The 15,772-nt window shown below is 49.4% G+C and carries 11 protein-coding genes; 6 read left to right on the forward strand and 5 right to left on the reverse strand.

Annotation, left to right across the window (positions count from 1 at the left end; translation table 11 throughout):
• Positions 1 to 96 precede the first annotated feature (96 nt).
• Entirely contained in the window at positions 97 to 1,701 is a 1,605-nt protein-coding gene (rny, locus tag ACKTSF_RS08525) for a ribonuclease Y (RefSeq protein ID WP_407888495.1), read from the forward strand.
• Between the two features lie 513 nt (positions 1,702 to 2,214).
• Here rny and ACKTSF_RS08530 read toward each other — a convergent pair.
• Entirely contained in the window at positions 2,215 to 3,789 is a 1,575-nt protein-coding gene (locus ACKTSF_RS08530) for a bifunctional metallophosphatase/5'-nucleotidase (protein ID WP_407888497.1), read from the reverse strand.
• A 1,038-nt stretch (positions 3,790 to 4,827) separates the two neighbouring features.
• On the reverse strand, positions 4,828 to 6,903 hold the full coding sequence (locus ACKTSF_RS08535; RefSeq protein ID WP_407888499.1) for a Na+/H+ antiporter: 2,076 nt from the start codon (positions 6,901 to 6,903) through the stop codon (positions 4,828 to 4,830).
• Positions 6,904 to 7,448: 545 nt separating this feature from the next.
• Between ACKTSF_RS08535 and spx the strand changes: the two genes are divergently transcribed.
• Positions 7,449 to 7,847 carry a transcriptional regulator Spx gene (spx, locus tag ACKTSF_RS08540; RefSeq protein ID WP_125700584.1) on the forward strand — a complete coding sequence of 133 codons (399 nt, stop codon included), beginning with the start codon at positions 7,449 to 7,451 and terminating at the stop codon, positions 7,845 to 7,847.
• 259 nt (positions 7,848 to 8,106) lie between these two features.
• Here spx and ACKTSF_RS08545 read toward each other — a convergent pair whose 3' ends face one another.
• Positions 8,107 to 8,394 carry a hypothetical protein gene (locus ACKTSF_RS08545; RefSeq protein WP_407888501.1) on the reverse strand — a complete coding sequence of 96 codons (288 nt, stop codon included), beginning with the start codon at positions 8,392 to 8,394 and terminating at the stop codon, positions 8,107 to 8,109.
• A 181-nt stretch (positions 8,395 to 8,575) separates the two neighbouring features.
• Positions 8,576 to 9,508, reverse strand: a complete 933-nt coding sequence (locus tag ACKTSF_RS08550) for a ketopantoate reductase family protein (RefSeq protein WP_407888503.1) — start codon at positions 9,506 to 9,508, stop codon at positions 8,576 to 8,578.
• Between the two features lie 175 nt (positions 9,509 to 9,683).
• Here ACKTSF_RS08550 and ACKTSF_RS08555 point away from each other — a divergent pair, with 175 nt between their 5' ends.
• From ACKTSF_RS08555 to ACKTSF_RS08570, 4 genes are all read left to right on the forward strand, one after another.
• On the forward strand, positions 9,684 to 11,657 hold the full coding sequence (locus ACKTSF_RS08555; protein WP_407888505.1) for a S9 family peptidase: 1,974 nt from the start codon (positions 9,684 to 9,686) through the stop codon (positions 11,655 to 11,657).
• 282 nt (positions 11,658 to 11,939) lie between these two features.
• A complete protein-coding gene (locus ACKTSF_RS08560; protein WP_407888507.1) occupies positions 11,940 to 13,550 on the forward strand; it encodes a polysaccharide biosynthesis C-terminal domain-containing protein in 1,611 nt (536 codons plus the stop codon).
• Positions 13,551 to 13,735: 185 nt separating this feature from the next.
• On the forward strand, positions 13,736 to 14,197 hold the full coding sequence (locus ACKTSF_RS08565) for a helix-turn-helix domain-containing protein (RefSeq protein ID WP_407888509.1): 462 nt from the start codon (positions 13,736 to 13,738) through the stop codon (positions 14,195 to 14,197).
• 445 nt (positions 14,198 to 14,642) lie between these two features.
• Positions 14,643 to 14,999 carry a helix-turn-helix domain-containing protein gene (locus ACKTSF_RS08570; protein WP_407888511.1) on the forward strand — a complete coding sequence of 119 codons (357 nt, stop codon included), beginning with the start codon at positions 14,643 to 14,645 and terminating at the stop codon, positions 14,997 to 14,999.
• Positions 15,000 to 15,188: 189 nt separating this feature from the next.
• Here ACKTSF_RS08570 and ACKTSF_RS08575 read toward each other — a convergent pair whose 3' ends face one another.
• Positions 15,189 to 15,662 carry a C40 family peptidase gene (locus ACKTSF_RS08575; protein ID WP_407888513.1) on the reverse strand — a complete coding sequence of 158 codons (474 nt, stop codon included), beginning with the start codon at positions 15,660 to 15,662 and terminating at the stop codon, positions 15,189 to 15,191.
• Positions 15,663 to 15,772: the final 110 nt, after the last annotated feature.

Below are 15,772 nucleotides of genomic sequence, written 5' to 3' on the forward strand. Positions count from 1 at the left end.
GGTTGGGTTGTGGCCGCAAATAGCGTATAATTAACAAGATAAGTGACCAACCCACCCGAGAGTCTTTCGGGACTGAATACTAAGGAGCACAGCATATTGTTAATAACAGGACTAATTATCGGTCTGTTGTTGATCGGGCTGGTGCTCGGCGACCTCATCAGACGGCGACAGCATCGCGCAGAATTAATGGCGGTGCAAGCAAAAGCCCGCGAGATTATTGCCCAGGCGACCGAGCAGACCAAAGCAAAGGTAGACCAGCTTAACCAAAAAAGCCGGCAAGATACCTTGGCCTATCAACAATCCGTAAAAGATGAATTGACCGAACAGCAGAGTGATATTCAGGTAAGAGAACAACGACGTCAGCAGCGTGAACAGCTCATGGGGCAGATGGCCGTCCGCTTAGACGACCAGACAGCTATGCTAGATGAGCGTAGTCAGGCTAACCGGGATCAGCGGCAAGCGATTCATTTACGTCGTGATGAGGCAGGGGACTTGCGTGAAAAGCGCGAAGAGACTCTGGCTGAGCAGGCGGGGATGGATGCGAAGGCCGCGCAAGACACGGTGGTTCAAAATACCGAGTTAGAATTGAAGCGCGACCGCGATGTTGAAGTTAAGGCATTGAACGATAATGCTGTGGCGAGCGCCGAACGCTGGGCCAAAGACGTGGTGCTCTCCGCCACCGAAAGTGGACCACAAGATTTACCGAAGGAACACTTGGAACACACGGTCACCGTTCCTAACGGTGAGATTCGCAGTAAAATTATCGGTCGCGAGGGCCAACACATTCGCCTTCTCGAGACGTTGACCGGAACTGATTTAATTTTCGTGCCGGATGACAACACCACGTTATTCATCAGTACGCATGATCCGATTCGCCGCGAAGTTGCACGGGTGGCTTTGACCAATTTGGTCGCCAGCCGTCGGATCTCCGCGACACAGATCGAAACGCAAGTGGAAAATGCCCAGCGTGACGTCAACCATAGTCTGTGGGAGACCGGGGAACAGACCGTCAGCCTGCTCCACGTGGGCTGGATGCATCCCGATCTGATGAAGCTGATTGGGCGTCTCAAGTACCGGACCAGTTACGGTCAAAACGTGTTACTTCACTCGATTGAAGTGGCGCAGTTGACCGGCGCTATGGCCGCACGTCTGGGATACAACACGCGTTTAGCTCGCCGTGCTGGCTTACTCCATGACTTGGGAAAGGCCATCGATCACGAGGTTGAAGGCACCCACGTGGAAATTGGAACGGAATTTGCACAGAAGTATGGCGAGGAAGATGTCGTGATCAATGCGATTGCAGCTCACCATGGTGACGTGGAGAAGACGTCACCGTTGTCCGACTTAGTCGCCGCCGCCGATGCCATCTCTGGTGCACGGCCTGGTGCGCGGAGCGAATCGGTTGAGGATTACATCAACCGTCTACGCGCGCTGGAACAGATTGCTAACGAGCAGTCTGGGGTTTCGGAAAGCTATGCCATTCAAGCCGGTCGGGAACTACGGATCATCGTCAAGCCACAAGAGCTGGACGACAGTGCCTCAGCCAAGTTGACCCAAGAAGTGGCCAAGCAGGTTGAAGCTAAGCTGACGTATCCCGGCAAGATCAAAGTCACCACGATACGGACGTCTATGGCGGTTGAGTATGTTGGCGATGAAAAGAAAAAGAAGAAGCACAAAAAGAAAAAAGCGGCTAACGCTTAAGGGCGTTGTCGCTGAAGTGAAGGTAGCTAACCTGTAGTGATTGGGTTGGCTGCCTTTTTTGTTGCGTTTATTTATGACTGCTGTTGACACATTTTGGAAGGATTTTAAATATGGTAGGGGGCGGTGCATGCAGTGGTGTGGTAACTGCTGAGCGTTTAAAGCCATGTAAGGTGTCAGCATCTGAGAAATTCAGGCTGAAAGTTAGTTTAGCCGGAGGAGGCCAGGGATGGCGCCGGCTGTGACGGCGATGTTAGGCCGGGGGGTGACCTTTCCCGGTCTTACATCGCGGGACGTATTTGGAAACTCGCCTGAACTTGGCGAGGTTTCAAATCGAGCTGGAAGCCCGTTCTTTGGCTGTAGGCGGTCCCCATAGCGGCAGAATTCCTGGCAGCCGCAGGCGACAATTTTCACCATCCCGAAGGTAACGACAACATCACAACTAAAAAAGCAGTTATCACTAGCATCTCAGGAAAGGAGATAACAGTGATAACTGTTCTTTAAACAACACAAAAATTATTCGGGATCGTAAACCACGGTAAAGTTTTTATTCGCCGTTGCATCGATGGTCGGATGTTCTTGCAGGTAATCCGCAATGATTTCACTCATCGCACCCTGACTTTCAGCGCGGATCTTGTCAGCACTGTACATGGGGTAGTGGCCGCCACCGACCGCACGGTATTGGTTCAACGCAATGCGGAGGTGTTTATCATCGGCGATCGGTTGGCCGTGATAGGTAAGGTTTTCAATCCGTTGGCCCATCGGTTTAGCTACGTTGATGCGGTAGTCAATGCCCTCATACATGTCGTAATTGTATTGGCGACGTTTGGGATGGATGAATGCGGGGTTAACGATGATTTGGCCGTCTTGCGAACTAAAGTAACGGGCAGTCACTTCCAACGCACCTTTCAAATCTGCACCAGTAATGTTTAAGAGGGACAGACCATTTGGATAGACATAATTGGTCATAATATTTCGCATGGTAATGGGATTCTCAAATCCGCGGGCTTCATCGTTAAATAACGCCGTGGCGGAGATATCTGCGCCCATCGTGGCCATTTGCACTTTTTGAATGAATTCGATGTAGGGTGTCTCGTTAATGCGGGCTGCAAAGGGATCGGTGAAGGTCATATCGCCCTTGATATGGCCCAACGGTTGATCCAGCCAGTGACCGACCTCGCCGTTCAACCCATTAGCAGCCTTCAAAACCTTTTCGTCCAGTGGCGCTTCGGCTGCTGAGACAAGTTCGGAATTGTGATTGACAACGATGACCTTACCGTTAGCGTCCCGATCGAGATCCAGCGTAATCTTACCAATAGCCTGTCCCCGGAAACCGGGTTGCGTGGTGGGAATATCAAAGACGTCCGTTGCCAGTTGCCGATGTTGGTGACCGGTAACCAGGGCATCGATGCCGGGAATGGCCTCTAAGATGTGATAGGCTTCGTTTTCGCCAACGTGAATGTCGTTAGGCTTACCAGTGGTTAAATCGCGTTCAAAGCCGCCGTGATAGCAGACCACGACGACGTCAGCCTGTTCACGCATGATTGGAACGTATTTCTTGGCAGCAATATAAGCCGATTCGAATTGTAGGCCACTAATGTTGGTCGCCTTTTCCCACTTGTAGACGGCTTGGGTGGTGAGTCCCAGTACGCCGACCTTGATGCCTTCCTTTTCAATAATGCGGTAAGGTTGGCCGTATTCGGGATCGCCATTACTATCTAAAATATTGGCGCATAAAATAGTTCGCTTGGCATCGCGAATTGCAGCTTGCAGATATTTTTGACCGTAGTTGAACTCGTGGTTACCGAGAATGCCACAGTCGTAATCGATTTGGTTATAAATGGCCATTAAAGGCTGGGGATCGCGGTCGGGTTTCACCCGGGCCACGTAATAGGCCAGGGGTGACCCTTCAAGAAAATCCCCATTTTCAACGGTGATGACCGGGCCTTGTTCCCTAGCGGCGGCTTGCTCCTGGGCAATCACCGTGGCCGCGCGAGCCAGTCCGAATCCCAGTTGGCTCCCCTTCTTCACGTAGTTCGTGGGGAAGACGTACCCGTGGGTATCGCTTGTTGATAAAATTGTCAGCTTCATTAGATCTCACCCTCCAATAACGTCTAACAGATCACTAGCGAACAGCCGCCGAATCTATAACGTGTTAAAGAAATTATAAGCTAGTTTGTACTGAGTGTAAATTTACGATGGCAAATTCTCTTAAATTATGAGGGATTTTCTCACAATTGGAGTAAAAAAGGGACGGGGAAGCGGTTTCTTTTGACTGGAGCGAGTTCTTGTGAGGAGAGTGGGGGAGATTTTAGTTGCTTGAGATTGTTTTTGTTAGAAAATATCGGGATAGGTTACTTTGGTTGGCTCTCGCCGGGATATCCGGAAGCTTGCGACCTTTGAAACGTGTTCAGTCGGGCAGGTTCCTCCGCTTAGAAAGCTAAGTCCTCCTGTCCGGCATAGTTATTAATCGTTACTTTGACTTAGAGCTCTAAACTTTCTCTCGCCAGAATATCCGGAAACATGCGGCTTCTGAAACGCGTTCCCTCGGGCAGTCCCTTCCGCTTAACCCCAATAAGCACCGGCTCGGCTCCGCCAAGCTGGCACTTATTGACGTTAATGCTCAGGGTCTAACCGCCCTCGCTCACGCTCTGATTCGAAACGAGTTCCGCAAGCCAGACCCTTCCGCTTAGAAAAATAAGGAACTCCTGTCCGGCATAGGTTGCTACTACTTGCTTTTGCTTAAATCGTCAGACTTTCTCTCGCCATGATGTCCGGAAACATGCGGCCTCGGAAACGAGTTCCGCAAGCCAGACCCTTCCGCTTAGAAAAATAAGGAACTTCTGTCCGGCATAGCCGAACAGAAGCTCCTTATTTCCCTAATGCTCAGAATCTAAACGGCTTGCTTCACTCTCTTAAACAAAAAACAGCGACCGGACCAAATTGTCCGCATCGCTGCCTGAAGAAAAAACGTTTATTACGTTTGGAGTTGGTCGATACCATAACGGATCGCCCATAATTTTTACTTTGGAGGAGTAAAATTATTAACTTATTCGTTCGTAAATTCGTAAGTTATGAGAACAACTATAACAGGTAATTGTGAAGAAAATATGACGGCGGGGAAATAATCTAATCGGCGCCGGCGATTTCTTGCGTGTAGAGCATCTGGTCCGTTGAGACTTGCTGGTAGAGTTCGTCTGCCAGTTCTGTGGTGATGATGCCGGCCGTTCTTTGCTGTTGAATGTAGGTGTATTCGTACTGAAAGGCCTGAATAAATAATTCGTTCTGGTAGTCCGTGGACTTGTTGGTCACGAAACGACGATGCCGCGCGTTGTAGTAATTTCGGACGGTGTTGACCTCGGCTTGGTTATCCACCGTGGAAATATCAGTGAGAAATTTGATGATATTTGTGTAAATATCTTCTTCGATCCGCAAGAAATTTTCGCGCTGCCGCTGGTCGGCACGTGGATCGCGGCGAGGCCGACGCTTCAGCTGCTTATTTTCCTGCTGAATACGTTGTTCTTGTTGCTGTTCTTGTTCCGGTGCGTGTGGGATTTCCTGCAAGCGTTGGCGCTGCTTGGCGATGCGCTTGCCACGCCGCCATTTACGACTGAACATGAAGGTGACCCGGTGGCCAACGAAGCGGAACCACAAGGACAGGTTTTGGAAGGGATTCTGATGACTCATTTGAGATTTGATGACCAGCATCCGAACGTAACGGTTAGCGAAGCCATTGGAAATGACGCCATCGTCGGCTAGTTTCTGGACACTCTTAACTTCGATTTGGGTCGCTTGATTGAGCAGGACTCGAATTTTTTTGCGGTCAGGTCGTGCCCCAGTCGCCTGACTGTTCAGCGTCTCGATGACGGATTGTGCAGCAGCAGGATCATCTGGATTTTCCTGTACGAGTCGTTCGGTAGCGTAGGCAACGAGCGCTTTACGTTCCTGAGCGACAGACGCTGGATCCACTGCAACGGTCTTTTTAGGCAAGATAAAGGGTAAGACGATGGTTGGGACGAGGAGACTGAGAATAATCACGACAGCGGCCACAAAAATCATGGTGTTTCGGAAGGGGAAGGACGCACCATTCAGTGTTAACGGCAGTGAGAAGGCCATGGCCAACGTGATGGTTCCGTGGACACCAGAGAGCGCGCCAATCAGGGCGTTCAAAGGGCGTTCCTTCTTTTCGGAATGGATCAATGCCCAGTCGAGGCGAATCCATAGGTATCGGAGAACCAGCATGACCAGATAAAGGATGACAGCTAATACGAGAAAACTGGGTAGAGATTTCGTGTCATCTCGTTGAATATTTACCCATACAGTTGGTAAAGAGACACCCAGGAGGACAAAGACGAAGCCATTTAAAATATTGGTAAAAATGCCCCATGTGGAGCGGGAAACCAGTTGCAGTTGTGTACTGGATAGTCGCAACTGGTTACTGGAGGCACTGTAGATCAATCCAGCAGCCACGACTGCTAGGATACCAGACAGTTCAAGGTGTTCCGCGGCCAAATAGATTAGAAACGGCATAATGAGGTCGTAGGGTACGATGACGCTGGAGGAGTCTTTCCCACTCTGAACCAGGAAGAGGCGGACCATGACAGCCGCAATTCCAAGAATCACACCAATCAGGAGGCCACCCAGAAAGACAACGAAGAAGTGTTTAACCCCGTCGCCCACAGAGAATTGGCCGGTGGTAAAAGCAGCAAGGGCGAGGTTAAAGGCAACTAGACCAGAAGCATCATTGAAGAGCGATTCACGCTCTAGCATGCCCATCACGCGCTCCGGTACCGCCATGTTACTTGTGATCGAGGACACCGCCACGGCATCGGTCGGCGTGACAATGGCGGCCAAAGCAAAGGCTAAAGCTAGCGGAATACCTGTGAGGACGGCATGGCTCAAGTAACCCATACCAATGACAGTCAATACCGCCAAGATAATGGCCATCGAGATGATTGAGCCAACGTTTCGGCGAAGCTCCTGGCCGTTCGCATTTTGCCCGTCATAGAACATGAGGGGGGCAATAATGATAAGCATAAACATCTCGGGCTCGAGGACAAAGTGATGATACATCGGCACCAGAGAAAGAATAGCGCCGGCAAAAATCTGGTAGAAGGCCTTCGGAATAACGGGGAAATAGGGATAGACTGTATTGGCGACGATGGTCGCAACAATCAGTAAAACAACAGCGTAAAAAGCTAACAAAGCGGGTTCCTCCCGACAAAAAACGAAATTTATGATGCCTTTATTTTACGCCTCTGGGGGATGAAAGTGGGGAGAAATCACTTGTCAAAGAAAGGGCTTGGCCATTTCGTTTAGTTTGAGTAAGCGCTTTTATGAACCGAGTTAAAATCAAAATGTATATTCAAACAAATGTAATGAATATTGATACATTTAGTTCAAAAAGAGACACCTGGGCCGTTTCTAGCGATTAATTACGACCATCTCACGAGATAGTTGACTGACTACCCTAACTTTGTGGAAGCTTAAGCCGCGATGTTTCCAAGGATTTTTACAATTTATCACAAGCTGAGAAGTGATTGCGAAAATAGTTGGAAGGGACAACCAACCCACGAAAAAATGTTGACCGTTATTTAGAAAGTTTCCAAAAAGGGTTGATTATTCATTCAATTGTGGTAACATATAAGTTGGTTCTACTAGATAGTCCAGTGAAATATTCGGGGGGAACCAGAACAAGTCAGTTTTTTTTTCTATCGTTACTCAATCCAACGATAAGGAAGTGCTTAGATATGATCAATTTGTATATTGCGCCAAGTAGCGCATCCAGTCGGAAGGCACGGGCATGGCTGAAGGAACACGACATTGCGTTTAACGAACGGAATATCAAGTCCAAGCCACTAAATGCCGCCGAAGTTAAGCAGATTTTACGCTTAACGGAAAATGGCAGTGAGGACATCATCTCAACGCGATCCAATGTATTTAAGGAATTACACGTTGATTTAGACAGTCTCTCAGTTAGCCAACTTGTTGACTTAGTTGTTAAGTACCCAGATTTAATCAAACGGCCCATCATTTTTGATGATAAGCGGCTTGAAGTGGGTTACAACGAAGAGGAAATTCGCCGATTCTTACCACGTGAAGTACGGACAGCCGAATTACACCACTTGGAATCACAATTAAGCTCATAGACCGGATCGATCAGTTCTCGGGGGAGTGCTGGTCGGTTTTTTGCGGAGAACACTAAATATAAACGAATAAATAAAGCGATTGCCGGGTCAACTTTTAAGCTGATTCGGCAATCGCTTTTTTATCATTAATTAAGTGGATTGGTCGGAATTATCTTGATCCAATAATTTCCGTCAGTGGGGATAAAAAAGTACTGGGCCATCTGCTCAGTACTTTTTTAAATACAGTAAATTTAAAAATTAAAGGGAGCACACTAGCCAACTAAGCGTGTTGTTGCTTCCGGTAGCTTCGGGCCATATTGGCGTAACCAAGCTGCTCAAGCGTATCAACTACGGTGGCCTCGATCGTGCCAGTTGCGACGACGTCGAATCCTGCTAGTTGGGCCACGATGAGGCTTTCAACGCGGTGGACAACGGTAGGGTCGTTGGTTAGTGCGGTTAATGCCGTGTGAATCTGGCGGGAATTAAACGGTGCGTGCTCTCCAGCTAAATTTTCCACGGTTAGACCACCCGGATACATCGTGGTCTGTGATCTTCTTAAAACGTCCATCGTCTCTAGCCCTCCTAGGTTTGCCGAACCCGTTAATCAAAAATACTAACGACCGGTCAAAATGAGTATAGGTCTATGTTACGATGAATTTCAGAAAATTACAACTAGATATAGTACGAATATGTGTGACTTTTCTACATATGGTAGTGAAACCACATAGCGTGGTGCTCGAATTTTTCCGTTACTTGATTCCCTTTAAGCTTTCCTGACCGTGGATGAGTTGGGCTAGTAGCGCGTTGGTCGGGGCAGGCACGTTGAGCTTGGCCCCGAGCTTGGCGACATACCCATTAAGAAAGTCGATTTCGGTTGGCCGTTTCTTAGCCATGTCTTGGTGCATTGATGGGTAGTGTCCCCCATTCTTGCTAGGGTCGAACTGTGCCGCAATCACGGCCGTTACATCGGCTGCACTAAACTGAATTTTAGCAGCCGTGGCGACAGCTTCAAATTCGTTAAGGACGACATCATTCAGGGTCCGCCAGTTAGGGAGACTGCCGAATTCGGCGATGTTGCAGTCGAATAGTGTACAGTAAGTATTGAGGACACTGTTCAGACCGGCCTTTTTCCAGATGGCGGCCAGAACATTTTCGGCGGGGCTGGCATTGAGACCGGCCCCGTTTAGGGTGGTGATCAGTCCGGGCAAGTCTGGGAATTTTTCAGGTACGATGGCCTGCAGAGAAATACTACCCGTCCCAGTAACCGTAATATGGCCCGGCCCGGTGAGGCTGGAAGACCAGATCGTGGTGCCGGCAACGACGTGGTCCTTAGGGACGTGGCGTTCGATGGTCTCGACGTTACCGATCCCATTAGCCAGGGTCAAGACGGCGGGTTGGTTGCCCAGGACGCCACTGAGTTGTTGGAGCATCTGATCCATCTGCATTGCTTTGGTAAAGAGAATAACGAGGTCAAACTGTTCGGTAACATCCTCAGGGCGTTTAGCCGTCATGTGGTAAACGTGGTCAATCCCATCATCGGTCGTGACGGTCAAACCTTGCTGTTGAATGGTCGTGACGTGTTCGGCCCAGTTATCGATCAAGGTAACCTGATTACCAGCTGATTGAAGTTTTACGCCAAAGCGGCTACCCATGGCACCCGCGCCAGCAATTGCAATTTTCATTTCAAGCTCACTCCTTCTGTCTGTGGTATCTCTAGTGTAGCAGGTTTCAGAGAGGTGTGACGGGTCAATGTCCAGTATTGGCAATTGACATCGCCCAAGTGCTGGATTAACATTAAACCAATTATTTGATGAGAAAATAATGAGAAAATTTATAAATAGCTAGGAGCGATGCGGTATGTCCCAAGGGGTCAGTGCACAAGATCTTTATCGATTAAAATCTGTGTCTCAAGCGTCAGCGGCAGATCACCAGATCTTCTTCGTCGAAAACAGGATTGATGAGGCAAACAATCAGTATTTGGCCAGCATTAAGCGTGTCGATCAAGCTGGCCATTCTCAAGACGTTGCAGTCAACGGCCAACTGAACTTACAACCAGCCGTTGCCGGCGATCAATTAGTCTATGCATCCAAGGTTGGCGCGGCGAAGCCCCAACTATTTACGGTGGCCATTAGTGGTGGAGAGTCGACGCTAGTAACCACGGCGACGCCAGGCGAGACCGTGAATACGGTGATTGCTGCCGCGGACGGCCAAAGCGTTTATTTCAAGACGACTGAGACCGCTGAGCTTCCGAAGTTACCAAACCAGGAAAAATTCCCCAAGACCCGACACGTCACCCGGCTTGTAAATAAAGCTGACGGCTATGGTTGGCTACCTCAGGACGCGACGTATCGGTTACGCCGCTACTTGCCAGCAACTGGGGCGGTGGCCGAAATCTGCCAACAAGGGGCTGATTTCAGTTTAACCTCGGTCAGCCAGGATGGGCGTTACGTCACGCTTCTTCAAGATGACCATCCTGATGACGATCGTAACTTTGCTCATGGAGCGTATTGTCTGGATACCCAAACGGGACAGACGGTAGATCTCACTGCGAACTTGATTCACGGCCATTTTGCGGATGCCACGCTGTCACCAGATGGTCGGCAGGTCGCGTTAGTCGGCGACAACGGTTCGGCAGGCCGTCATACCGTAGCCAATGTCTATCTGGTTGCCACAACCGGTGGTGACCTGACCAGTCTGACCGATGACTTGGATGCCGATCCGAACCCGGAGTTTGCTGGCGACTTTGTTCAGCAGGCTGGGAGTAAACTTGTCCGCTGGTTGGATGCCGACCGTGTCGTCTTCGTCACGGCCTTTCACGGACACAGTCAACTCTACGTGGGCGATGCCCGAGGAATTACGCTGATTGACGACACGGCTCGCCAAATCGTGGACTTTGATGTGGTTGATGCTGAGACGTTGGCACTGAGTGTTTCCTATCAGGACCAACCGAGTCAGTTGCGGACGTTCAAGGTGGCCGATGGGCGTGAGACGGTCAGCTATGATCCCAACGCTGCCTACGAAGATACCCATGAGTTCGCCCACCCCCAGCGCTTTGACTACACTGCTGCGGACGGCCAAGCACTGGAGGGATGGTACTTGCCAGCGCAAACCAAGGCACCGAAGCAGCCTGTTTTGCTTTACGTTCACGGGGGACCACATGCCAACTATGGCGAGGCGTTCTTCTATGAATTTCAAGTTCATGCGAGTCGCGGTTATGGCGTAGTCTTCTTCAATCCTCGGGGGTCAACCAGCTATGGTCAAGCCTTTGAAAGCCATGTAAACGGGCACTACGGTGAAGATGATTTCGATGACGTCATGACCGGATTGGACGCGGCGTTGGCTAAGTTCTCACAGCTTGATGCGGATCGTCAGTACATCGCTGGCGGATCTTATGGGGGCTTCATGACGACGTGGTCGGTCGGCCATACGAAACGGTTTGCAGCGGCCGTCTCCCAGCGGTCGGTGACCAACTGGATCAGTCTCTTTGGTATTAGCGATATTGGTTTTTACTTCAATCCCGAAGAACTGGCAATCGACTTGTTCGCAGAGGGTGGTATCGACGCTTATTGGAAGCAGTCACCATTGGCCTACGCGCAAAACGTGACGACACCGATTCGCTTGCTCCACGGCGAGTGGGACATGCGCTGCCCAATCAGTCAGTCGGAAGAGTTCTTTACCGCCGTCAAACGTAACGGGGTCGACGCGGACTTCATTCGCTACCCGCAGAGCTTCCATGGGATCTCGCGGAACGGTTTACCTAGCTTGCGGATTCAGCGGATTGACGACATGACGGCATGGTTCACGGCGCATCCGTCAGTGATCCGGGGTTAGATTAGCTTGAAGTGTGTGTTTAAATGATGTAAGAAAAATTTAAATTTATTTGAAAGGGCCGGTTCAGCAATGGATAAGGCCTTTTTGGTATGGTTGACGCTTGCGTGAACCTGTAAGGGTCTGGCTCGCCTGCAGGTCGGTCTAATGATGCCGGTCAATTCGGGACAACGAGGGAACCCGTTCTCCGGTGTTGCCGCATTGGCCATGTACAGCGGCCAAGCAGAGGAGTATCCTTGCGAGTGGTGCTGTTAGCACTAGACTAAATTGGTGTGTGCAAATTTAATGGATAAAAAAATTATTTCAGGATCATTTTGGCTCTCGTTTGGGAGCATTTTTTCACGAATCTTAGGCGTCGTCTACCTGATTCCCTGGTTGGCGATGATCGGGTCGCCCCAACATCAGACCGTGGCTCAGGCGCTGTTTAATACGGCCTACACGCCCTATGCGTTGTTCATTGCGCTGGGAACGGCTGGTTTTCCGTCCGCGATTGCGCGGCGGGTAGCGTTCTTTAATGGCGAAGACAGCTTCATTAATTCTAAACACATCGCGTTTGCGGGATTTGGCTTTATGTTGGTGTCCGGCGTCATCTGTGGGGGCCTGTTGTACGGCCTTGCGCCAGTCTTGGCCGCTAACAGTCCTGTTAGCTCGGTGGCTAACGCTACAATTGCGATTCGGTGCCTGGTCCCGGCTATCGTGATTCTTCCTTCAATGAGCATTCTGCGAGGGTGGTTTCAAGGAAATGGGGATCTCAAACCATTTGGAATTTCGCAACTTTGGGAACAGTTCATTCGGATCATCGTCATTCTGGGCGGAACTTATTGGCTGATTGAAGTCAGCCGTCAAGGTTACGTACAAGCAGTCTTCGTGAGTGTCGCAGCAGCCTTTGTTGGTGCGGTTGCTAGTTACCTCTACTTGCTGGGACACCTGTGGCGTCAGCGTGGTGTTTATCGTCAAATGACGGCCAAGAGTCAGACCGGGAAGCAACACGCCGCGGGTAAGCTCCTGAGGATGATTGGGTACGAATCAATTCCCTTTGTCATCGTGGGCTCGGGAATTACCCTGAGCCAGCTGATTGATCAGCTCTTCTTCAAGCAGATTATGCAAGGACTGCTGCATCAGTCGGCGGCGGCCACGCAGTACGTCTTTACGGTCTTCTCGGCCAATCCTAACAAGATTACCACGGTGATTGTGTCGTTAGCGATGGCCGTGGCGGAGACGTCTTTGCCGTTGTTAGCGGGTAAATTAGCCGATATTAAGAAAAATCGGCAGCAGATTGGGGCGTTGTTGACCAACAACGTTCAGCTACTCACCTTTGTTTTGTTACCACTGGTGGTGTTGGTGAGCACCTTTGCCTATCCCATCTATGGGATCTTCTTCAACTTTGACGGGGCCGGGGCGACTTATTTAGTGGCTAACGTCTGGCAGAGCTTGGTCTTGGCACTGGCGTTGGACTTATTGACGGTACTACAGGCGTTACGAATGAGTAAGAAGGCCACGACGTACTTGCTGACGGGATTAGGCATTAAGCTTGTGCTGCAGTTGCCGTTAGTCTACCTTTTCCAGGGATATGGAGCGTTACTGACGACGGGGATTGCCTTTGGTTGGATTACGATCGTCAGCTGGCGGTTGATTCGGCGAAGCTATGCGGTAGCCCTCGGTGGCATTCGTCCCATCGTCCGGTTGAACTTGGTATTTGCGGTTCTGGCGACACTTTTGGTCGACGGCTGCCAATGGGTGCTTGGCGGTATTTTCTTTACGGGAAAATTAATAACAATGGGATACGTCGGTGTTTTAGGTTTACTGATGGTTGGCCTGTACGTTTGGTTGGCCAATCGACTTGGTGTGGCGGAAATGATTTTCAAACGGCCACTGAAGTTAAGCTTACGACGTTAAAGTAAAAGAGCCTCGGCAGATTGCCGAGGCTCTTTTCGTGATGGATGGTTTTAGCCGGGGAGATTTTGGCGTAATCGTCATTAAAAGAGGGACTAGAAGCAGGTTTCTAGTGACAAAGCAGGTGAATATAACCTATATTGGGTGGTGGGGAATCATCAATCAAATTAAGGTTAGGAGTAGGAGAGATGGCACTGAATGAGCAATTAAGGCAGAAGAGGTTAACCAAAAGTTGGACGCAAGAACAATTGGCAAATCGGCTGTTTGTTTCAACTAAGACAATATCTAATTGGGAGACGGGGAAAACCTTTCCGGACATTGAGAGCTTGATCAGTTTGTGTCAACTTTACCATCTCTCCCTAGATCAATTACTAATAAAGGGGACGGATCTTGTGGATGATTATAAGAAAAAAGAGATTCTTGCAGAAGTGGCTAAGAAGCGTAAACAACAATTTGGTGGACCAATTTTAAGTTCAACAATTCTATTTCTACTGTGTGTGGGTAACAGTTTGTTTCCAGCACAATTACCGAGTTGGTTACAGGTCAGTGTGACCGTTCAACTGGTCCTGCTGCTGGTCATTCTGTGTAATGGGGTAACGACGTATTATTTTGATAGGCAGATCAAACAGCTTAAGCGACAGATAATCTAGACGAGTCATCGTATTGAAAACAGCCGACGGAAAATTAAGCAAGACGGACCGGTTCCCTGATCAAAGGGAGCCGGTTTTTTTAAAGAACTGAAGGTTGAAAGTTCCAAAACATTCATTATGACTGGTGCCACAACGATACGGAGACTAAAATTAGGCAACATGGTCCAACCATCGCCTTACCGGCCGGCAGATATGGGCTGGATCGGTGCGAACACAACTTGAAGCCTCGAAAGGACCGAGTCTACAAGCTTGGTTTTCTACTAAGCCAGTGGGAAAAGCATCCACTGACTAAGTAGAACGACGCGCCTGAGCCCATATCTGCCACCGCTTCTGCAACCGTGACGGGCGCAACTGTCCCGGGCAAAGTGCGGGATGTTCAGATTTGTTCGCTAGAATGCCCGGGGTGTTTCAGGTATGATGAATTTAGTCAGAGGGGGATGAGCGTATGGAGAATGTATTTCGCCAGCAACTGGTAAAGTTACGACGCCGTCAGAATTTGTCACAGGAACAACTGGCGCATGAATTGTTCGTGTCGTGGCAGTCAATCTCAAAGTGGGAACAGGGTGAGACCTCACCTGATTTGGATACAGTTGTGAAACTCGCCAATCTCTTACAGGTCGACCTGAATGAACTGATCGGGGGTCAAACGTCGCAACCTAAGACACACGCATATAAAGAAGTTAAAACCTTGCCAGAGGGACAACGACCGATGAACGGGTGGGAATTCTTATCGAAGAACTGGTGGCTGATTTTTCCACTTCTCGCCGCTCTGAGCTGGGTGATTGTGATGTTCCAACATTAATTATCGGTTAGTTTGAAAAGCGGCCGCCTCACGATTAGGTTGAGGTGGCCGCTTTTATGAGGTCAGGGCATCAAGGTTGCCAGCTTACCGTTCGCAAAATTTAGGCTGGAACACGGTATACAAAAACCCTCGCTGCGACGTAACGGCGAGGGTTAGAACTTATTTCATTTATGAAGGTTAGACGAGATGTTACTTAACGGTTGCGACTCGTGCGTAACCAACAGCGTGCCACCAAGGTGCGTGAACGGCTTCCGTAACGACCCCACGGTTTTGGGAATCGATCATCCAACCGCCACCAACGTACAGACCGACGTGGGAGATAGAATGCTTAGAACCACCGAAGAAGACCAAGTCACCCTTCTTAATGTTCTTGTAGCTAACGTGCTTGTACTTGTTGTATTGTGCTTGAGCGGTACGAGGAATCTTCTTAGAAGCACCCTTCTTGTAAACGTAACCGGTAAAGCCGGAGCAATCAAAACGGGAAGGACCAGTAGAACCCCAACCGTAAGGCTTACCTAATTGGGCCTTGGCGACCTTATGTAACTTGCTGTAAGAAACGGTATCAGCGGATGCATTAGCGGGTTGGCTAACGGCGATACCGGCAACCGTGAAGGCCACCATAGCGATCAGTGATAATACAATTTTAGTTAACGTCTTCTTCATAAATGTAAACAAACTCCTTTAATTTCAATTAATTTTTAGTATTAAATGTTCTTTCGTTCGATTCAACATGCTTAATACTATCAGGGAGTTGTTACAGAAATGTCTCAAAC

The organism is Levilactobacillus muriae (genome assembly GCF_045862015.1).
In the GTDB taxonomy this organism is placed as follows: Bacteria; Bacillota; Bacilli; order Lactobacillales; family Lactobacillaceae; genus Levilactobacillus; species Levilactobacillus muriae.

Bases quoted from the DNA above. Each gene is read 5' to 3' on its own strand.
- ACKTSF_RS08530 (WP_407888497.1), bottom strand. From the start codon at position 3,789: ATGAAGCTGACAATTTTATCAACAAGCGATACCCACGGGTACGTCTTC.
- spx (WP_125700584.1), top strand. From the start codon at position 7,449: ATGATCAATTTGTATATTGCGCCAAGTAGCGCATCCAGTCGGAAGGCA.
- ACKTSF_RS08545 (WP_407888501.1), bottom strand. From the start codon at position 8,394: ATGGACGTTTTAAGAAGATCACAGACCACGATGTATCCGGGTGGTCTA.
- ACKTSF_RS08550 (WP_407888503.1), bottom strand. From the start codon at position 9,508: ATGAAAATTGCAATTGCTGGCGCGGGTGCCATGGGTAGCCGCTTTGGC.
- ACKTSF_RS08555 (WP_407888505.1), top strand. From the start codon at position 9,684: ATGTCCCAAGGGGTCAGTGCACAAGATCTTTATCGATTAAAATCTGTG.
- ACKTSF_RS08560 (WP_407888507.1), top strand. From the start codon at position 11,940: ATGGATAAAAAAATTATTTCAGGATCATTTTGGCTCTCGTTTGGGAGC.
- ACKTSF_RS08565 (WP_407888509.1), top strand. From the start codon at position 13,736: ATGGCACTGAATGAGCAATTAAGGCAGAAGAGGTTAACCAAAAGTTGG.
- ACKTSF_RS08570 (WP_407888511.1), top strand. From the start codon at position 14,643: ATGGAGAATGTATTTCGCCAGCAACTGGTAAAGTTACGACGCCGTCAG.
- ACKTSF_RS08575 (WP_407888513.1), bottom strand. From the start codon at position 15,662: ATGAAGAAGACGTTAACTAAAATTGTATTATCACTGATCGCTATGGTG.